The organism is Terasakiella sp. SH-1, assembly GCF_004564135.1.
Classification (GTDB): domain Bacteria; phylum Pseudomonadota; class Alphaproteobacteria; order Rhodospirillales; family Terasakiellaceae; genus Terasakiella.
In genome coordinates, this window is the sequence record NZ_CP038255.1 from 3,133,698 (window position 1) to 3,153,991 (window position 20,294).

The 20,294-nt window shown below is 49.2% G+C and carries 17 protein-coding genes; 9 read left to right on the forward strand and 8 right to left on the reverse strand.

The features are described from left to right. Positions 1 to 59: 59 nt before the first annotated feature. Positions 60 to 2,849, reverse strand: a complete 2,790-nt coding sequence (gene ileS, locus E4K71_RS14780) for an isoleucine--tRNA ligase (RefSeq protein WP_135080923.1) — start codon at positions 2,847 to 2,849, stop codon at positions 60 to 62. 19 nt (positions 2,850 to 2,868) lie between these two features. After that, positions 2,869 to 3,819, reverse strand: coding sequence for a bifunctional riboflavin kinase/FAD synthetase (locus tag E4K71_RS14785; RefSeq protein WP_135080925.1), 951 nt, complete (start codon positions 3,817 to 3,819; stop codon positions 2,869 to 2,871). A gap of 128 nt (positions 3,820 to 3,947) precedes the next feature. Here E4K71_RS14785 and serA point away from each other — a divergent pair, with 128 nt between their 5' ends. The 7 genes from serA to infC all read left to right on the forward strand — a co-directional run bounded on the left by serA (position 3,948) and on the right by infC (position 11,616). Next, the gene (serA, locus tag E4K71_RS14790) at positions 3,948 to 5,183 is read left to right on the forward strand and encodes a phosphoglycerate dehydrogenase (RefSeq protein ID WP_135080927.1); all 1,236 of its coding nucleotides are present in this window, start codon (positions 3,948 to 3,950) and stop codon (positions 5,181 to 5,183) included. A gap of 185 nt (positions 5,184 to 5,368) precedes the next feature. Beyond that, positions 5,369 to 5,998, forward strand: coding sequence for a GTP cyclohydrolase I FolE (gene folE, locus E4K71_RS14795; RefSeq protein WP_240796822.1), 630 nt, complete (start codon positions 5,369 to 5,371; stop codon positions 5,996 to 5,998). 160 nt (positions 5,999 to 6,158) lie between these two features. Next, the gene (locus tag E4K71_RS14800; protein ID WP_276321843.1) at positions 6,159 to 7,127 is read left to right on the forward strand and encodes an ABC transporter substrate-binding protein; all 969 of its coding nucleotides are present in this window, start codon (positions 6,159 to 6,161) and stop codon (positions 7,125 to 7,127) included. A 91-nt stretch (positions 7,128 to 7,218) separates the two neighbouring features. Further along, positions 7,219 to 8,121: an ABC transporter permease gene (locus tag E4K71_RS14805; RefSeq protein WP_135080931.1), complete on the forward strand. Its 903-nt coding sequence runs from the start codon at positions 7,219 to 7,221 to the stop codon at positions 8,119 to 8,121. 6 nt (positions 8,122 to 8,127) lie between these two features. Continuing rightward, a complete protein-coding gene (locus E4K71_RS14810; protein ID WP_135080932.1) occupies positions 8,128 to 8,922 on the forward strand; it encodes an ABC transporter ATP-binding protein in 795 nt (264 codons plus the stop codon). A gap of 177 nt (positions 8,923 to 9,099) precedes the next feature. Next, positions 9,100 to 11,016, forward strand: coding sequence for a threonine--tRNA ligase (gene thrS, locus E4K71_RS14815; RefSeq protein ID WP_135080934.1), 1,917 nt, complete (start codon positions 9,100 to 9,102; stop codon positions 11,014 to 11,016). 63 nt (positions 11,017 to 11,079) lie between these two features. Next, complete coding sequence (gene infC / locus E4K71_RS14820; RefSeq protein WP_135080936.1) at positions 11,080 to 11,616, forward strand: translation initiation factor IF-3; 537 nt, start codon at positions 11,080 to 11,082, stop codon at positions 11,614 to 11,616. 66 nt (positions 11,617 to 11,682) lie between these two features. Here infC and E4K71_RS14825 read toward each other — a convergent pair whose 3' ends face one another. Both E4K71_RS14825 and E4K71_RS14830 read right to left on the reverse strand, forming a co-directional pair. Further along, positions 11,683 to 12,075 (reverse strand): RNA-binding S4 domain-containing protein, encoded by a 393-nt coding sequence (locus E4K71_RS14825; RefSeq protein WP_135080938.1) that lies wholly within the window; start codon positions 12,073 to 12,075, stop codon positions 11,683 to 11,685. Then, the gene (locus E4K71_RS14830) at positions 12,072 to 14,570 is read right to left on the reverse strand and encodes a helicase-related protein (RefSeq protein WP_135080940.1); all 2,499 of its coding nucleotides are present in this window, start codon (positions 14,568 to 14,570) and stop codon (positions 12,072 to 12,074) included. The genes E4K71_RS14825 and E4K71_RS14830 overlap by 4 nt, the downstream gene beginning before the upstream one ends. A 152-nt stretch (positions 14,571 to 14,722) precedes the next feature. Between E4K71_RS14830 and E4K71_RS14835 the strand changes: the two genes are divergently transcribed. After that, a complete protein-coding gene (locus E4K71_RS14835; protein WP_135080942.1) occupies positions 14,723 to 15,352 on the forward strand; it encodes an outer membrane beta-barrel protein in 630 nt (209 codons plus the stop codon). A gap of 143 nt (positions 15,353 to 15,495) precedes the next feature. Here the strand turns inward: E4K71_RS14835 and E4K71_RS14840 are convergent, their stop codons facing one another. The 3 genes from E4K71_RS14840 to E4K71_RS14850 form a co-directional block, all read right to left on the reverse strand. After that, positions 15,496 to 15,900 carry a hypothetical protein gene (locus E4K71_RS14840; protein WP_135080944.1) on the reverse strand — a complete coding sequence of 135 codons (405 nt, stop codon included), beginning with the start codon at positions 15,898 to 15,900 and terminating at the stop codon, positions 15,496 to 15,498. Positions 15,901 to 16,066: 166 nt separating this feature from the next. Continuing rightward, a complete protein-coding gene (locus E4K71_RS14845) occupies positions 16,067 to 16,840 on the reverse strand; it encodes a ferredoxin--NADP reductase (protein WP_135080946.1) in 774 nt (257 codons plus the stop codon). A gap of 267 nt (positions 16,841 to 17,107) precedes the next feature. Next, the gene (locus E4K71_RS14850) at positions 17,108 to 17,467 is read right to left on the reverse strand and encodes an HPF/RaiA family ribosome-associated protein (RefSeq protein WP_135080948.1); all 360 of its coding nucleotides are present in this window, start codon (positions 17,465 to 17,467) and stop codon (positions 17,108 to 17,110) included. A 224-nt stretch (positions 17,468 to 17,691) separates the two neighbouring features. On the opposite strand from E4K71_RS14850, the gene htpG reads away from it, so the two are divergent. Then, positions 17,692 to 19,557 (forward strand): molecular chaperone HtpG, encoded by a 1,866-nt coding sequence (htpG, locus tag E4K71_RS14855; protein WP_135080950.1) that lies wholly within the window; start codon positions 17,692 to 17,694, stop codon positions 19,555 to 19,557. A 59-nt stretch (positions 19,558 to 19,616) separates the two neighbouring features. Here the strand turns inward: htpG and E4K71_RS14860 are convergent, their stop codons facing one another. Further along, positions 19,617 to 20,291 (reverse strand): DUF1223 domain-containing protein, encoded by a 675-nt coding sequence (locus tag E4K71_RS14860; RefSeq protein WP_167730607.1) that lies wholly within the window; start codon positions 20,289 to 20,291, stop codon positions 19,617 to 19,619. Positions 20,292 to 20,294: the final 3 nt, after the last annotated feature.

A 20,294-nucleotide genomic window follows, 5' to 3' on the forward strand; every position in this document is an offset into this window, starting at 1 on the left:
GGGAATCCAGAAAAACACGAGAAAAGACTGGATCCCCGTTTTCACGGGGATGACAGTTATTAGCCAATCGCGTCTTCACAACGTTTACAGATCGCACCTTCACCAGAAACTTCCGGCAGGATTTGCCAGCAACGCTCGCACTTGCCCCCGATAGCTTCTTTAAAGACAACGCCAACGCCAGCCACATCTTCCATAGTGAAAGACCCTTCTGGCACGTCACCTTCGCTCAAGCTTGCAGCTGAGGTAATGGAGATTTCCGCCAGATCAATGCCATTCATGGCGTCAATAAAATCAGCTGTGGCAAAAACTTCCGGTGCAGCTTGCAAAGAAGACCCGATGGTCTTTTCTTTACGTTTCAGCTCCAACGCACCTGTGACCACTTTACGCAGATCACGCACTTTCGCCCATTTAGCCGCCAGTGCCTCATCCTGCCAGCTTGCCGGAATATCCGGGAATTGACGCAAGTGAACAGAATCGGCATCTGCACCGAAGCGACAAGTCCAGGCTTCTTCACATGTAAACACCATGAACGGGGCCAGCCATGCGGTCAGTGTGTTGAACAATGTATCCAAAACCGTGCGCGCAGCACGGCGACGGATGCTATCGCCCGCATCACAATAAACCGCATCTTTACGGATATCGAAATAGAAGGCTGACAGTTCAACCGCACAGAAGTTATGCAGTTCAGCAAAGGCCTTGTGGAAAACAAAATCGTTACAAGCCCCGCGCAGCTGCTGATCCAGCTCAAACAGGCGATGTAAGACCCAGCGCTCCAGTTCCGGCATTTCTTCAAATGGCAGACGTTCTTCTTCGCTGAAACCTTCCAGATTGCCCAGCATGTAACGCAGTGTGTTGCGCAGGCGACGATACACATCAGACTGCTGCTTGATGATTTCCGGGCCGATGCGCAGGTCATCTGCGGTATCTGCTGAAACCACCCACAAACGCAGGATATCAGCACCATATTGATTATTCACATCTTGCGGAGAGGTCACATTGCCCAAGGATTTGGACATTTTGAAGCCTTTTTCATCCAGCACAAACCCATGTGTCAGCACCGCATCATAAGGGGCGCGATCACGGGTCCCACAAGAAGCCAGCAAGGAAGAATGGAACCAGCCACGGTGTTGGTCAGACCCTTCAAGGTACAAAGACGCAGGCCAGCTCAAGTCATCACGTTCTTCCATCACGAAGGCATGGGTCACGCCGGAATCGAACCATACGTCCAGAATATCCATGACCTGATCGTAATCTTCTGACCTGTACTTATCACCGAGGAAATCTTGCGGGTCACGACTGTACCATGCATCTGCGCCTTCTTCTTCGAAGGCTGCCACAATACGATCCACAACCTCTTGATCGCGCAGGGGTTCACCAGTTTTTTTGTCCACAAAGACAGTGATCGGCACACCCCAGGCACGCTGGCGCGACACACACCAGTCCGGGCGATCCTTGATCATGCCACCGATACGGTTACGACCGATTTCCGGCACAAAACGCGTATCATCAATGGCTTTCAAGGCTTTATCGCGCAGCTCGTTCGTCTCCATAGAGATAAACCACTGCGGTGTGTTACGGAAAATCAGCTTGGCTTTTGAACGCCACGAACAAGGATAGCTGTGGGTAATTTTACCAGAGGCGAGAAGGGAGCCCACTTCGGTCAATTGCTCCAACACATGCGGAGCAACTTTATAAACATGTTCGCCTGCAAAGATCGGCACATGCTCATAATAGCAGCCATCCGGGCCCACCGTATCAGGTACCGCAATGCCATATTCCATGGAGACTTCCCAGTCTTCCTGACCATGGCCCGGTGCGGTGTGAACGAAACCTGTACCAGCTTCTGTGGTGACGTGATCACCTGCAATACAAGGCACATCAAAGTCATAATCACGACCGCGCCATGGGTGGCTACAAATCGTGCCTTCCAATTCTTTACCCTTGAACTGGGCAACCTGTTTGAAGTCAGCCACTTTGGCGTCACCCATAACTTCGGCCACCAAGGCTTCGGCCACAGCGATTTTTTCACCCACACGTGCGAGCGAGCCATCATGAACGTCCACAACCTCGTAAACGCCATAATCAATCTCGTTACCATAAGCAACGGCACGGTTGCCCGGAATGGTCCAGGGTGTGGTTGTCCAGATCACGATTGTGGCATCTTTCACCGCATCCAGCTTGGTTTCTTCCACGCGGAAACGCACATGAATGGTGACGGATTCGTGATCGAAATATTCCACTTCGGCTTCGGCCAGTGCGGTTTTTTCAACCGGGGACCACATGACGGGCTTTGCGCCCTTATAAAGGCCACCGTTCATCAAGAAACGACACAGTTCCTTGGCAATAATAGATTCGGCCTTATTGGTCATGGTCAGATACGGGTCTTCCCAGTTGCCGACAACACCCAAACGTTTGAATTCTTCGCGCTGCACATCAATCCACTGTTTGGCGAACTGGCGGCATTCTTCGCGAAATTCCAGAACGGGAACCTGATCCTTGTCTTTCTTTTTCTTGCGATATTTTTCTTCGATCTTCCATTCAATCGGCAGACCGTGACAATCCCAACCCGGAACATAGTTGGCGTTTTTGCCCATCATCTGCTGGGAACGCACGATGATGTCTTTCAAAATCTTGTTCAGTGCGTGACCAATATGCAAGTGACCATTGGCGTAAGGAGGGCCATCGTGAAGCACGAACGGCTCACGGCCTTCGCCTGCTTTGCGCAATTGTTCATACAGACCAATTTTTTCCCACTTTTCCAGAATCTGCGGCTCTTTCTTGGCAAGGCCGGCACGCATCGGGAAGTCGGTTTTAGGAAGGAATACAGTCGATTTATAGTCCACAGTCATGGTCTGCTCGTCATATGGGTTAAAAAGGTTCGGTCTTCTTTAATATTTCTTTGGCCGAGATGCAATCTTTTGCGATCTGCGCTTTAATTTCATCTAAGCCATCAAATTTCTGTTCATGGCGGATAAATTCCACCAAGGCCACCCGAAGGTGTTTGCCATAAAGATCACCGTCAAAATCAAACAGGTGAGCTTCCAGCATAATATCGCGTTTATCAAAGGTCGGGCGCTTGCCGATATTGGCAACTCCATCATGCCAAACGGTCTTGGTGCCATCATCAACACCTGCACGAATGGCATACACCCCGAAAGAGGGTTTCAGATATTCATTCAGTTCCACATTACAGGTGGGAAAGCCGATATCGCGCCCGCGTTTATCGCCATCAACCACCCGGCCTTCAATCTCAAAAGGGCGCCCCAGCAAATCCCAGGCTTGGCGCGGGCCTGCGTTGGTCAGATATTCACGCACACGTGTTGAAGAATAAACCGTCCCGCCTGTATCTGAAACGGGGTTCACACAGGTAAAACCAAAGCCATGATCACGCCCCTTGTGCAGCAACATGTCCGGATTACCTTGGCGCTTGGCCCCAAAATAGAAGTCATAGCCACAAACCACATGTTTGGCCGCGAGCCCATCCACCAATACTTTTTGGATAAATTCTTCGGCCGGAAGTTTGGCAAAATCCATATCAAATTGCAGACAGACAAGATGATCAACTTCCAATTCTTCGATATGGCGGGCCTTGATACGAAACGGTGTGATGCGAAACGGGTCTTGATCCGGCATAAAAACCATGCGCGGATGGGGCTCAAACGTCAACACCACCCAAGGAATCCGATGGGCCTTGGCGATCCATCCGGCCTCGCCAATAACTTCCCTGTGTCCCAGGTGTACACCGTCAAAGTTGCCAATCGCGACTGCGCCCCCTTTGACCTCGGGCGGCAAGTCCTCAAAATGTCTGAAAATGCGCATGGCGCGAAGGTAGCGCGATTGTTCGCAGAATCAAGTAGAAAAGTGTTTTTCAAATTAATCATTGCCCAAAATGGACGGACCACTTAAAAAAGCTGTCCAAATTCCCTGTTTTGCTTAGGAGAAGTTCGTTGAGCAACCTGTCTCTGTCAAAAGATAAAATCCGTATTCTCTTGTTGGAAGGCGTGCATGAAAATGCCGTGCGTATTTTCGAAAATGCAGGCTATAAAAACATTGAGTTCCACAAGAAAGCACTTGATGAAGACGTTCTGAAAGAAAAGATTAAAGACGCCCATATCGTCGGCATCCGTTCCAGAACGCAATTGACAGAAGAAGTCATCAACTCCGCAGAAAAACTCTTCTCCATTGGCTGTTTTTGTATCGGCACCAATCAGGTTAGCCTGCGCACCGCCCTGTCCAAAGGCGTTCCGGTCTTTAATGCGCCTTATTCCAATACCCGATCTGTGGCCGAACTGGTTTTGGGTGAAGCCATCATGTTGATGCGCGGCATTCCGGCGAAATCTGCAAGCTGTCACAAAGGTGGCTGGATCAAATCTGCTACGGGTTCTTATGAAGTGCGTGGTAAAACACTGGGCATCATTGGTTATGGTCATATCGGTAGCCAGCTGTCCATTCTGGCCGAAGCCATCGGTTTGAAAGTGGTCTATTACGATGTGGTCAATAAACTGCCACTGGGTAACGCCACACCATGTGAAAGCATGGATCAACTGCTACAAATGTCTGATATTGTCAGCCTGCATGTGCCAGACACCGCGCAAACACGCAACATGATCGGCGCACGTGAGCTGGGCGAAATGAAAAAGGGCGCTCATTTGATCAACGCGGCACGTGGTCAGGTTGTCGACATCCCGGCATTAGCAGATGCGATCAAGGATGAACATCTCGCAGGTGCGGCACTGGACGTCTTCCCGGTTGAACCTAAAGGAGCTGATGACGAATTTGTGTCTGAACTGCGTGGTCTGGACAATGTGATCCTGACCCCCCATATCGGTGGTTCTACACAAGAAGCCCAAGCCAATATTGGTACAGAAGTGGCTGAAAAACTGGTCAAATATTCCGATGATGGCTCCACATTGGGCGCGGTTAACTTCATGGAAGTCTCCTTGCCGGTTAAAGGCGCAGGGACACGTTTCATGCATATCCATGAAAATAAGCCGGGTGTCATGGCTGCAATCGCTGAAATCATGGCCGAACACGGCTTTAACATCACAGGTCAATTCCTGCAAACCGATGGTGAATTCGGTTATGTGGTTGTGGATGTAGACGCTGATATCGCTCAGGGCCAAGGCATTCGCCAAGCGCTGAAAGATATTCCGGGCACCATCCGCCTTCGTTTCCTGCGCTAAGCCAAACAATCACTTCTCTATCATCCCTGTAAACAGCAGGGGTGATAGAGTGACCCAAATGAAGCCTTTACATTTACAGTGCATCGCAATAACACCTTAAGGAAGTACTTGATAAATTCCATCAGGTATTGTAATTCGTATCTGAACGACATACGTAAAGAATGTCCAAAAGAAAGGAATGTTTCGTGAGCACCAAGCCCAAATTAAATATTGTCGGTGGTAAACCCACCCGTGAAGAAGCCGAAGAAGCTGTTCGCACGCTGATCCGCTGGGCCGGAGATGATCACACTCGTGAAGGGTTGTTGGGCACACCAGACCGTGTGGTGCGTTCTTTCGAAGAATTTTTTGCCGGATACGACCAAAACCCGGAAGATATCCTGAAACGCACCTTTGAAGAAACCGACGGCTACGATGAAATGGTGCTGTTGCGCGATATCCGTTTTGAATCCCATTGCGAACATCATATGGTGCCGATCCTGGGTAAAGCCCATATCGCCTATATGCCAAAAAAACGTGTCGTTGGCATTTCAAAACTGGCCCGCATTGTCGAAGTCTATGCCAAGCGCCTGCAAATTCAGGAAAAAATGACCGCCCAGATTGCCAATGTCATTCAGGATGTTCTGGAACCCCACGGTGTTGCCGTCGTCATCGAAGCCCAACACCAATGTATGACCACACGCGGTGTTTATAAACCGGGCGTCACCATGGTGACATCACGTATGCTCGGGGCCTTTCGTGAGAATTCAGCAACCCGCAAGGAATTCCTCTCCATGATCGGCAATCCGGCCAATGGACAGTCGGTTAGTCCTTACTAAACAACGTCATTCCCAACTTGATTGGGGATCTTTATCTCCCCTGCAAAAGATCCCCGCTTTCTCGAAGGTGACGTCACGTTAAGAATTTCTTGCATCATTCGTTCAACTGTCTAACAATGGCAAAAAACTGACCATATAGACAATTTAGTAACTGGGATGAATGATGAAAAAAATTTTTACGGCAATGATGGGTGCTGCCCTGCTTGCAACGTCTGCAACAGCTGCGTTTGCTGACAGCAAAACGGTTAAAATCACCTCTATCGTTGAACACCCGGCTCTTGATGCCGCACGCAAAGGGGTCAAGGATGTTCTGGCTGAAAACGGCTATGTTGACGGCAAAAGCCTGAACTGGGAATTCCAAAGTGCCCAGGGTGATGTGGGCATCGCAGGTCAAATTGCCAAAAAATTCGTCGGGGCCGCCCCTGATGTCATCGTTGCCATTGCCACACCATCAGCTCAAGCTGCCGTGGCCGCTGCACGTGGTCGTATCCCGGTTGTCTTTTCTGCGGTGACGGATCCGGTATCGGCCAAACTGGTTAAACAATGGGAAAAGCCCGGTGGTGCCGTTACAGGGGTCAGCGACATGTTGCCGCTTGAAAAACATCTTGGTTTGATTACCGATGCCCTGCCTCATGCCAAAACCGTTGGCGTGCCGTATAATCCGGGTGAAACCAATGCGGTTGTTTTGGTCGAAGGCTTTAAGAAAATCGCTGAAAGCAAAGGCATCAAGGTGGTTACAGCCTCTGCCCCCTCCAGCGGGGATGTGTTAATGGCTGTGCGCAGTCTGGTGGGCAAGGTCGATGCGATTTATGTCACCACAGACAACACCATCGTCAGTGCCTTTGAGTCTGTTGTAAAAGTCGGTATGGATGCCAAAATTCCGGTTTTTGCTGGTGATACGGGTTCTGTTGAACGCGGTGCTGCGGCGGCCTTGGGCTTTAATTATTACGACATTGGTCGCCAAACAGGCCAGATTGTACTGGATATCCTCAATGGTAAAAAGGCAGGCGACATCAATGTTCAGGGTGTTGAAAAAACCAACCTGCATGTCAATACAGAGTCGGCTGCTAAAATGGGCCTGAGCCTGAGTGATGCCATGGTAAAAAAGGCCGAAAAGGTCGTTAAGTAATAAAAAGGTCCCCGCTTTCGCGAGGACGACACTTGCTTTTGTCATCCCCGACTTGATCGGGGATCTTTTTCCATTTTAAGGATAGAATGCCATGAGCTTGATTGCCTTTTTAGGCGCGATTGAAACCGGACTGCTGTTCGGTATTGTCGCCCTTGGTGTCTTCATCAGCTTTCGCGTACTGGATTTCCCGGACCTGACCGTCGATGGCAGCTTGCCACTTGGTGCCGCCACCGCTGCCACCTTGATTGTCAACGGTATGAACCCCTTTGCCGCCTGCCTCGCTGCGATGGCCGCAGGGGCTGCTGCCGGATTAGTGACCGCATGGCTGAATGTACGTTTGGGCATTCTCCACCTGCTGGCCTCTATCCTGACCATGATTGCGCTTTATTCAGTCAACTTGCGCGTCATGGGCAAACCCAATCAGGCCCTTTTAGGCGAAGAAACGGTCTTTACCCCGTTTGAAAATATGATCGACCTACCGTATTATTGGGTCACACCAATGGTCCTGCTTGGGATCATTCTGCTTATCCTTATTCTGCTGAACCTGTTTCTATCTTCTGAAATGGGTCTGGGCATGCGTGCCACAGGCGTTAATGGCCGTATGGCCGAAGCTCAAGGTATTAACACCAGCACCATGAAACTAACCGGCATTGCGTTGTCCAATGCCATGGTTGCCTTGGCTGGAGCCCTTTTTGCCCAAATTCAAGGCGGGGCCGATATCACCATGGGTGTGGGTGTCATCGTTGTCGGATTGGCAGCGGTCATTCTGGGTGAAGCCACCATTTCAACCCGCACCATTATTTTAGCCACCATTGGCTGTGTGGTGGGCTCCATCCTTTATCGTGTGGTGGTCGCCTTAGCCCTGAATGCCGATTTCATTGGCTTGCAGGCTCAGGACCTGAAACTGGTCACTGCTGTGTTGGTCGTGCTTGCCATGACCTTACCCGGTGCGCGCCAGAAATGGGCCAAACGTAAATCCATCAAGGGGGCGTAAAAGACCATGATCGAAGCCAAAGATATACGCGTCACCTTTAACCCCGGTACCGCCATTGAAAACAAGGCCCTGCGCGGTCTGAACCTGAGTATCCCGCAAAGCCAGTTTGTCACTGTCATCGGATCAAACGGGGCAGGAAAATCCACCTTTCTGAATGTGCTGGCTGGTGAGATCAAGACCGATAGTGGCACCATCAATATTGATGGGGAAGACGTCACCCGCTGGTCCACGGCCAAACGCTCCGGCCTTGTGGCTCGCGTTTTCCAAGACCCCTTGGCCGGGACCTGTGCCAGCCTGACCATTGAAGAAAACCTTGCCCTTGCCTTGGGTCGCGGGGCGAAACGGGGATTGGGCCATGCCGTAACAGCAGAGCGTAAAGAGCTGTTTCGTGAAAAAATTTCCGTCCTTGGCCTTAATCTGGAAAACCGCCTGGAAGACAAGATGGGACTTCTCTCTGGCGGGCAACGTCAAGCCGTCAGCCTTGTCATGGCAACCCTCAACCCTATGAAAATCCTGCTGCTCGATGAACATACCGCCGCGCTTGACCCCAAAACAGCAGCCTTTGTTCTGGAACTAACAGAAAAGCTGGTCAATGAAGGTCAACTCACCACCATGATGGTGACACATTCCATGCGCCAAGCCCTTGATCACGGCCAACGCACCGTCATGTTGCATGAAGGCCAGGTCGTACTAGATGTGGAAGGCGACCAACGCAAAGGCATGAAAGTCGAAGACTTGCTGCATATGTTTGAAAAAGTGCGCGGCGAAGAAGTCGATGATGATAAGCTCCTGTTGAGCTAATCAAGCCCCGTCATTCCCGCAAAAGCGGGAATCTCCCTCCCTGTCTGACAAAGATCCCCGATCCAGTCGGGGATGACGATAGAATATGTAAACTCCACAGTTTACCTTGACACAGTGCACAATCGCGTTACTTTGCCCCTCTTAATGTAATTCTAAATGTGAGTGAGTGCGAAACCCATGGTCGCGATTACGTTGCCTGATGGCTCTGTCCGTGAATTTGATGGTTCTGTAACTGGTGCGCAAGTTGCCGCCGATATTGGTGCGGGTCTGGCCAAAGCGGCTTTGGCTGTACGGATCAATGGTGAAATGAAGGACCTGTCTTTGGAAATTACCGAAGATGTGGAAATGTCCATTGTCACGGCCAAGGACGAAGATGCACTTGAACTGCTGCGCCATGACGCTGCTCACATTATGGCACAAGCCGTACAAGAACTGTTCGATGATGTACAAGTCACCATCGGCCCGGCGATTGAAAATGGCTACTACTACGATTTTGCCACCAAAAAGCCCTTCACCGAAGACGATCTGGCAAAAATCCAGAAAAAAATGGAAGAGATCGTTGATCGCGACTTGCCGATTGAACGCGAAGTCTGGGAACGTGACGAACTGATTGCCAAGTTCAAAGACATGGGCGAACTTTACAAAGCTGAGATCATTGAAAGCATTCCGGCTGGCGAAGACGTGACCGTTTATCGTCAAGGCGACTGGTTTGATATGTGTCGTGGGCCGCACCTGCCGTCCACAGGCAAGCTGGGCAAAGCGTTCAAACTGATGAAAGTGGCTGGTGCTTACTGGCGCGGTGATTCCAATAATGAAATGCTGCAACGGATTTACGGAACAGCCTGGGCAGATAAAAAGGCACTGCGTCAATACCTGCATATGTTGGAAGAAGCTGAAAAACGTGACCACCGTAAGCTCGGTAAGGAAATGCAGCTCTTTCATTTTCAGGAAGAAGCTGTTGGTTCTGTTTTCTGGCACCCCCATGGCTGGTCGATCTACCGCAAGGTTCAAGACTATATGCGCACCCGTTTGGAAGAAAACGGCTATGTCGAAGTCAACACCCCACAAATGGTAGACCGCAAGCTGTGGGAAGATTCAGGTCACTGGGAAAAATTCCGCGAAAACATGTTCATCACAGGTGCAGAAGACAAGGTTCTCGCCATCAAACCGATGAACTGCCCCTGTCACGTTCAAATCTTTAACCAGGGCTTGAAGTCTTATCGTGACCTGCCGTTACGTATGGCGGAATTTGGCTCCTGTTTCCGTAACGAACCGTCTGGTGCCTTGCATGGCTTGATGCGTGTGCGTTCCTTTACTCAAGATGATGCCCATATTTTCTGTAGCCCGGATCAAATCATTTCTGAAACCAAGATTTTCTGTGACCTGTTGAAATCCATCTATAAAGATTTTGGCTTTGAAGACGTCAAAGTGAAATTCTCAGACCGCCCAGAAGTGCGTGCCGGATCAGACGAGACTTGGGATAAAGCGGAAAGTGCTTTGAAAGAAGCCACTGAAGCCGCTGGTCTGGAATGGACATTAAACCCCGGTGAAGGTGCGTTCTATGGCCCGAAACTGGAATTCGTCTTGCGTGATGCCATTGGCCGGGATTGGCAGTGTGGTACGCTGCAAGTGGACTTCGTTTTGCCAGAGCGCCTTAATGCGGATTATATCGGTGAAGACGGCCAAAAACACAAACCTGTGATGCTGCACCGTGCGATTCTCGGCTCATTTGAGCGTTTCATCGGGATTTTGATCGAAAACTTTGCAGGTCGCTTCCCCTTATGGCTCGCCCCGCAGCAAATCATTGTCGCGTCCATCACATCTGACTTTAATGAATATGCTCAAGAAGTCTGTGATCAGCTAAAAGCCAAGGGTTTGTCTTGCGATACGGACTTTAGAAATGAGTCCATCAACTATAAAATTCGTGAACACAGCCACGCAAAAGTGCCTGTTATTCTGGTTGTTGGCGGCAAAGAAGCTGAAAACCGTACCGTTGCCATGCGTCGTTTGGGTGGAAAAACGCAAGAAATTCTTGCACTTGACGAAGTGGTAGCTAAACTAGAAGACGAAGCAGCAAGCCCTTCTTCAAAGTAGGGCGCGCTTTTGTGCATTTTGACGTAGGCAAATTATAGGAGAATTTCAATAGCTCGTCGTCCGATGAAGGCGCAACCGACCTCAGAAGGTCCACGCGTCAATAGAGAAATCAACGCCCCGCAAGTTCGGCTCGTAGATGAAAATGGTGAAATGGTTGGTGTGGTCTCAGTTGATGAGGCTTTAAAACGTGCGCGTAGCGCGGGCACAGACCTGATTGAAGTATCCCCGAACGCGGAACCGCCGGTTTGTAAAATCCTGGATGCCGGGAAATACAAATACGAAGCGCAAAAGCGTAAAGCCGAAGCCAAGAAAAAGCAAAAAGTCGTACAGGTTAAAGAAATCAAGATGCGCCCCGGCATCGACCAGCACGACTACGATGTTAAAATGCGCAATGTCTTCAAGTTTTTGGATAATGGCGACAAGGTGAAAGTCACCCTGCGTTACCGTGGCCGTGAAATGGCCCACCAGGAACTGGGTATGGAAATCCTCAACCGTGTGAAAGAAGATACGGTTGAAGTGGCAAAGGTTGAACACCAGCCGAAAATGGAAGGCCGTCAGATGATCATGATCCTCGGCCCAATCCCGGCAGGTGCCAAATAAGCCTGAAGCACTGCTTTACAGGTTTTAAAAACCCGATGATGGAAACGTCATCGGGTTTTTTGTTCCCTATTTTGTCTCAGTTCGCCATTGATCCATTTTGCGCCGTTCACGCTTGGTTGGGCGACCTGATCCCGGTTCACGTTCGGCCACCTTGGGCTCTTTGGGTTTCTTCGCCTTGGGCTGTGGTGGGTCCAGATCTTCATAAAGGGTTCTGGCCTCCGTCGCTGGACCACGGCGTAGTCCCATCTGGATGACACGGATCAGACGGATATGCGGACCAAGGGGGAAGGTCAAAACATCTTCGGACTTAAGCTGGACATGAGCCTTGGAAATCAAAGAGCCATTGACGCGTAATTTACCGGAAGTCACAAATTTCGCGGCCAGGGTGCGGCTTTTAAAAAATCGGGCGTGCCAAAGCCATTTATCGACACGTAAGCTTTCAGGGGCTTCTTTAGTCATGCTTTCCAGTTCTTTAATTGAGCAAACGGTGAATCTTCGTTGATTTTCACAGGGCGTTTCTTTTTCATCGTTTTCTTCTTTTTTATATGGGACTTCTTGCGTTTGACTTTAAGGTCATCGCCAGACTTTTCAATATGATAGCCGAGTCGTTTCAGAATATCGGCCATCACCTCATGAGAACATCCCGCCAAAGAGGTAAAATCCCCATCAATCAGGCTGGCAACTTTCTTGGTCCGCTCCCACGCAAGATCAGCGATACGTTCCACCATGTCAATGCGCACACATCGGCCATTAAAATTACGATACCCCAATGTCCGGTAAAACCCATCGGGCATGCCTTTTTCCGCCACAAAAGACATAAGTCCCTCACCGGGGTAAACTGGTGTAATTTCCGGCTGATAAAATAAAACCCAAAGGTCCGCACGCAAACGAATAGCTGCTGCCTTGAGCAGTTTGGGACAATAGATGGTGTGACGACCAATAATCACACCGTTTTGGCGCAATATTTTACGGACCTTTTGATCAATCTGGCCGACCAGTTCACTGACCTTTTTGCGTGGGATCGAACCAAGATGTTCACGAAGTTGAAACACAAGCCCACGCGCCGCCCCTTTAAGGTCGGCACGTTCCAGATCAAACAGGGGTTTAAATATTTTCCCGATATGATTTTCCAGCCACCGGCCCAAGCGCACCTTAACCCGTTGGCGCAAAGGTTCATCAATCAGGTCAAAGGGCAAACATTCAAGACGAGGGTGCAACATATCATGACCTTTAAACAGGCGTGCACAAGGATAATCCCGCCATAAAACCCGCCCGTCATCGCGTAACGTAAACGCCTCATCCCCTTCTTCTTCGAAAGCTGTGACCCGACGTTCCATTTCCTGACGCAAGGCTTTCAAAGCAGCGGAATTGACTGCCCGTTTGGCATGGGCATTATCAGCTTCATCAGCAGCAAAATGGAACCCTTCCAGGCGCCCAACAAAATGACCTTCCACCAGCACGTCACCGGATTTGGTCACTGCGGCAAGCAAATCATCCTGGTCCTTGAGCTTTTTCATCAACGTTGAGGTCCGGCGATCAACAAATCGTTTGGTCAGTTGTTCATGCAGCGCATCGGACAATTTATCTTCAATGCTGCGCGTCACATTCTGCCAGTGTTCAGGATCACGCAGCCATTTCGCCCGCTGGGAAATATAGGTCCAGGTGCGGATATTGGACAAACGCTGGGTCAGCGTGTCGATATCCCCATCGGTGCGATCCAGTCGCTGCACATGGCCTGCTACCCAATCGGTAGGCAGGGTATTTTTATTGGTGCGCAGATGAATAAAGATTTGGCCCAACAAACGCGGATGACTGTCAGACATGGTCTTGGCAAAATCCGGGATTTGGCAAACTTCCCACAGCAACTGTACGGCTTGCGGATTTTTGGCCAATGCCATCACATCCGGATTTTTCGCCAGAAACTCCAATGTGATTTCATCTTCACAAATACGTGGGCGGATCAAGCCACGGGTCTGCGGGCTCTTGCGCAAATCCATCTGCAAGACCTCAACCGAGGTAAAACGCAATCGTGAATTGCGCCAATAAATCTGTTCGAGACGATCAAATTCATGAGCCTCAAGGCGATCCACAATTTCTGGATCCATAATGGGACAATCAGCTGTCACGCCAAAGGTGCCATCGCGCATATAACGCCCGGCACGCCCGGCAATCTGTGCCATCTCACTGGCCTGAAGCCCACGCATCTGATGACCATCAAATTTGGACAGGGAGGCAAAGGCCACATGGTCCACATCCATATTCAGCCCCATACCGATGGCATCCGTTGCCACGATATAATCAACCTCGCCTTCTTGATAAAGTCCCACTTGTGCATTGCGCGTGCGTGGCGAGAGTGCGCCAAGCACAACAGCAGCCCCGCCTTTTTGGCGGCGGATGAGTTCTGCAATGGAATACACTTCGGAAGCTGAAAAAGCCACAATGGCACTGCGATTAGGCAAGCGGGTAATTTTTTTGGACCCGTTGTACGTCAGTTTGGAAAAGCGTGGCCGTTCTTCAAATTCCACCCCCTCAACCAAATGACGGATCAGCGGGGCAATGGACTGAGACCCCATAAACATGGTTTCTGAACGTCCACGGGCATTGAGCAAACGATCCGTAAAAATATGCCCCCGATCCGGGTCCGAACACAGTTGAATTTCATCAATGGCGATAAAATCCACATCGCGTTCCAACGGCATAGATTCAACGGTGCAGAGAAAATAACGCGCATGAGGCGGAACGATTCTTTCTTCCCCTGTGATCAGAGCCACTTGCTGGGGGCCTTTAATACTAACAACCCGATCATAGTTTTCACGCGCAAGCAGACGCAAGGGAAAGCCAATAATGCCACTGCCATGCGCCATCATACGCTCAAGGGCGAGATAGGTTTTTCCGGTATTGGTGGGGCCAAGCACGGCAGAAATACGTGCGCGTTGTGATGTGTCAATCTGCATAACGGCGACACAATGGCCCAGTTTTAAAAGATAGGCAAGGCAGACTTAAATGACACAATCAAAAGAAATATAATTGGATACATAAACATTTTATTGACGCATTCCCTATAACCTGAGAAACATCTTTTAGATGTAATTAATGGAATGATGTTATGAAAAATATACAGCGTTATTTGATCGCAGGCGCGATTGCATCAATGATTGGTGGCCAAGCTCTTGCTGATGATCATAAAACGATGGGTCCGCGCTTCTATGTCGGCGGGGCTGTTGGTAAAGCCAGTATTGATACTGGTGTGAGTGGTCTAACAGGCTCAGCAAAACTGGATGAAGATGATACTGGTTTTAAACTTTATGGCGGGGCCGACCTTAACCAGCTCTTTGGGATAGAAGCGCATTATGCCAATTTCGGTGAAGCGGTCTTAACGGGTAGCAACGGGGATAACTTTAACTATAAGGGTGCAACCTACGCCATAATAGCCGATGGCGTAAAAATTTCTGCATCTGCCAAATCGTTAGGGGCAGCAGTAACCGCTGGGGTAAACGTTACAAAATGGCTACGCCCGATGGCGAAGTTGGGTCTGCATCGTTGGGATTTAGATGCCAATGTGACCAGCAGTGCTGGTAGTGCATCTTTAAACGATAGCGGCACTGATGCCTTTTTTGGTTTAGGTCTAGAAGCAAATATTTATCAAGATCTCACCGTGCGTGTTGAAGCCGAACGCTTTAAATTCGAGGATGAAGACGTTGATTTCGTTTCTTTGGGTCTGAAGTACAAGTTCTAATTTTGACCTAAATATCTTTGAGAAAAGAGGGGTGTGCATAGGGGAAGCACACCCCTCTTTTCTTAGGTCTCACATAGATGAAATGCGCCTTAAAGAGGTGGCAAAAAGTTAAGGCCCTCTCACCTATAAGAGAGGGGAAAACCTTAACGAAAGGGCGGGGCGCGTGGAGCAGAGGGACGGGCCTTCAAGGCCGTTAAGAGACGCTCTGCATCAATTCCTTCATAGAGCTGGGGGAGCCCGTCTAGAGGATTGTGAAAAACGACATCGGGAAGGAAGTCGATCTCTTTAGGGGTGTCAATAGAACAGAGAATGCAAAGCTCACACACAAAACCATCGGTATGGCTAGGGGCTTTAGCCGGGTCGTCTGCGTTTAAAACATCAACACGGCAGATACTGGCACGCATCTGCGCTTCAAAATCACTGATTTCAGACCGTTCACCTGCCAGAACGACAACAGGGGTCAACAACTGAAACAGAAAGGCAATCAACAGCAGCGCAGAAATATCCGCACGCATTGCCTTGATCATTCTGTTTACAGTGAAAGACATTCAACATTCCAGCAAGAGTAACGTTAGAACTGCCTTATATAGGAAGCGGAGGAACTTATCAAGAAAAACACCCCGCCAACTCAAAGAGTGACGGGGTGTTGTCAAGAGTGACCTGAGGGGTATGAAGGGGGGAAGGGTTCAGGCCACCCTCTTTTTGAAATCTTGATCAGCGTTCCACGAAAGCACGCTCTAAAACATACTCAGCCGCATCACCGGTATGTTCCGAGGCACGAAAGCCCAGTTTATCCAGCAACGCACAGGTATCTTCATTCATCACCTGACTGCCACAAATCATGGCGCGGTCTGTTTCTGGATTCAATTGCGGCAGACCGATGTCTTCACACAGCTTGCCGTTCTCAATCAAATGCGTCAAGCGACCCTGGTTCTTATAGGGTTCGCGTGTCACAGTCGGGTAATAAATCAACTGGTTTGACACCATCTCGCCCAGATATTCATCGTTGGGCAGCTCGTTCATAATATAATCCTGATAGGCCAGTTCATTCACATAACGCACACCATGACACAGGATTACTTTTTCAAAGCGCTCATATGTGTTGAAATCACGAATGATGCTCAGGAACGGTGCCAGGCCCGTCCCTGTTGCCAGTAGATAGAGGTTCTTGGCCGGTGTCAGATCATCAATCACCAATGTACCGACGGGCTTTTTACTGACCAGAAGCTTGTCATCTTTTTTCAGATGCTGCAAACGCGATGTCAGCGGGCCATCCTGGACTTTAATGGAGAAGAATTCAAGATGTTCGGCGTAGTTCGGGCTGGCGATACTATAGGCACGCATTAACGGCTTTCCTTCAACTTCCAGGCCGATCATAACAAAGTGACCGTTCTCGAATTTCAGTGCATCCGGACGTGTGGTTTTGAAGCTGAACAAGGTATCGTTCCAGTGTTTAACTTCTAAGACGTCCTCTTGATAAAAAGCCATTTCTATTCTCTTAAAGTTTGCAAGTCTGCGGTTATACCAAAGCAGGCTCAATCGAATCGCCTGCTGCAAATCTATATTCACAATAATACGTGTTAATTAAAAGTCAATTACAAATATTTTGTGTTTTATATTTTATTTCGAAACAGAATATTCCTACCGCCTTCCTTATTTTATGTAAAGTTAATATAAGGCATGTTGCAGGAAAGAAAAAAGCCTGCATCCCTATCGGACACAGGCTTTTTAATTCTTTGATCAGCGCAAGGGCACTTAGCCGACGGCAGCTTCGCCGTGGTTTTTCACTTCGCCACGGTTGCGTTGAACCCATTCTTTGATCTGACGACGCGCCGCATCAAATGCGTCGCGGATTGTCACGTATACATCTTCGTGAGAGTGATCGTCATTATGTGTTTTGTTCACAACGATCTCTTCACCCGGCAATGTAATGTCGAGGCGGATATCGTAGAAGTTACCTTTTGTCTTGCTTTTGTGCGGCGCGCTGACTGTTACGCGGCAAGCAACGATCTTGTCGGAGTGTTTTTCCAACATTTCAACTTTTTCGCGGATGCGTGATTCAACCGCATCAGAGTGATCTACGTCGCGGAAAACAATTTGCAAAGGAGACTGCATTTAACTCGAGCCCTATTTATTTTGTCAAGATGGCGATCTGATTCGCCCCCTTATGGTGCGAAGATCAATGAAAACTTTTCTTCTCATACCTTCTTCTTCATCGAAGTGCAACATAAGAGATCAATGTTTTGCAGATTCTTTACAAGAAGGTCTTGCATGATCGGTGATTTTCTAACATATCCTCTTCCATCCATTTTAAAACTAGGGACATTTATATTAGAGCCATGACTGAAGAAAAACTTTCGTTTCAGGCAGAAGTCAGCAAGCTTCTGCATATCGTTACTCATTCACTTTACAGTAACAAAGAGATCTTCCTGCGCGAATTGATCTCCAACGCCTCTGATGCGTGCGACAAGTTGCGTTATGAGTCTCAAACCGATTCTTCCCTGCTGGATGGGGATTCGGAATTCAAGATCTCACTGGCTGTTGATAAAGAGGCCAAGACCCTGACCATTACTGATAACGGCATCGGTATGAATCACGAAGACCTGATTAATAACCTGGGCACCATTGCCAAATCAGGGACAGAGGCTTTCTTAAAAGCGGCTGAAGAATCCGGCAATTCCGATGTCAACCTGATCGGCCAGTTCGGTGTAGGTTTCTATTCCTCCTTCATGGTTGCCAGCGAAGTGACTGTGACCACGCGCAAGGCTGGTGAAGATAAAGCCTGGGTCTGGGTCAGCAATGGCGAAGGCAATTACACCATTTCCGATGGTCAGCGCGAAGGTCGCGGCACAACCATCACCATGAAAATGCGCGAAGATCAGGAAGAGTTCCTGGAAGACACGCGCATTCGCACCATCGTGCGCACCTATTCTGATCATATTGATATTCCTGTCACCCTTAAGGGTGAAGAAGAGGAAGAAACGCTTAATTCCGCCTCTGCCATTTGGGCACGTTCCAAAAGCGATATTTCCGAAGAACAATATAAAGAATTCTATCACCATGTGGCCCATGCCTTTGATGATCCGTGGCTGACCATGCACAACCGCGTGGAAGGGGTGATTGAATATACCAACTTGTTGTTCATTCCGGGTTCACGCCCCATGGACCTGTTCACACCGGAACGCAAAAACCACCTGAAACTTTACGTCAACCGCGTGTTCATTACAGATGATTGCGATGAAGTCATCCCGCAATATCTGCGTTTTGTACGCGGCGTGGTGGACAGTGGCGATCTGCCGCTCAACGTGTCGCGTGAAATGCTGCAACACAATCCGGTGCTGGCCAAGATCAAAGCTGGCCTGACCAAGAAGGTTCTGGGCGAGCTGAAGAAAAAGGCTGAAAAAGATGCCGAAGGCTATGCATCTTTCTGGGAAAACTTCGGTGCGGTGATGAAAGAAGGCATCTACGAAGATTTCGCCCATCAAAAAGACTGTCTGGCCCTTGCCCGTTTCAAATCCACTAATGGGGATGACTGGGTATCCTTGGCTGATTATGTGGAGCGCATGAAAGAAGGTCAGGACCAGATTTACTATATTTCCGGTGATGATCTCGATGCGCTGAAACGTTCCCCACAGCTGGAAGGCTTTAAAGCCAAAGGTGTGGAAGTTCTGTTGATGACCGACCCTATTGATGAATTCTGGATTCCGGCCGTTGGTCAGTTTGAAGAGAAAAACTTCCAATCCATCACCAAAGGTGGGGCCGACCTGTCCAAAATCAAAAAGGATGGCGAGAGCGAAGACGAAACCAAAGAAGACAGCGCAGATAAAGACGGCGTGGACCGCCTGTGCGCAGCCTTCAAGGTGGCCCTTGGCGAATCGGTTCAGGAAGTCCGTTCCACAGACCGCCTGACAGATAGTGCAGTTTGTATCGTGGCTTCTGACAGTGCCATGGATCGTAACTTACAACGTATGCTCAAACAACATGGTCAGGCCGTGCCGGATGAAGCACCGATTTTGGAAGTCAACCCGACCCACAGCCTGATCAAAAAGCTGGTCGACCTGTCTGCTGAGGGCACAAATGCCACATTGGACGATGCTGCCCATTTGTTGCTGGATCAAGCGCGCATCATTGAAGGCGAAACCATCCCGGACATGACCGCCTTTGCCCGTCGCATGACAAGTGCGATGGAAAAAGGACTGGTGTAAGGAACCCATCTACCTTTTTAAAAGCGCCATTCCCAGACAAGTTGGGAATGGCGCTTTTTTTATAGCTTCAACACCGCAATGATTTTCATATCTGAGGTACGTTGTAAAAAGATGGCATGGCCTTGGTTTTCTTTCAGTCTTCTATTTGTTAAGTCAAATTGCGCAGGTCCACCTGACCATTTCCCAATAGGCACCAAATCAGTCACAATGTGATAATCGGTCAAAGTTTTCCCCCTGTTTTCACCTCGGCGCACCTTGGTTTCTGTCTCTTTCAGGTAACGTACATAAAAAACTTCTGCATGATCATTATGATTGCTTTTGATATGCAGGCTTCCGTCTCGAACAACGAGGGAAACGTCAACGCCCGGTGTGTTACCCTGCCCAATTGCCCGCACAATATTGCGACGACGATTACCGCTGTCTTGATAGGTTCCATCCACAATCATTTGCGGCGTATAGACATAACGCAACTCAAACTGGCGGGCATATTGACGCTGGCGATCAGAAAATTCTGATTTCGCATAAATATCTTTCCAGCCAATATAGTCCCAATAATCCACATGATAGGCCAAAGCCAAAACATCTGGGCGCAGCGCTAGTTCCCCCAAAAAAGCATCAGCCGGTGGACAGCTGGAACAGCCTTGGGACGTAAACAGTTCCACCACATGAACACGCGAATTAGCCTGAACATGAAAAGACCATAATAAGGCAAAAAGAATAAGAACAATGCGCATCTT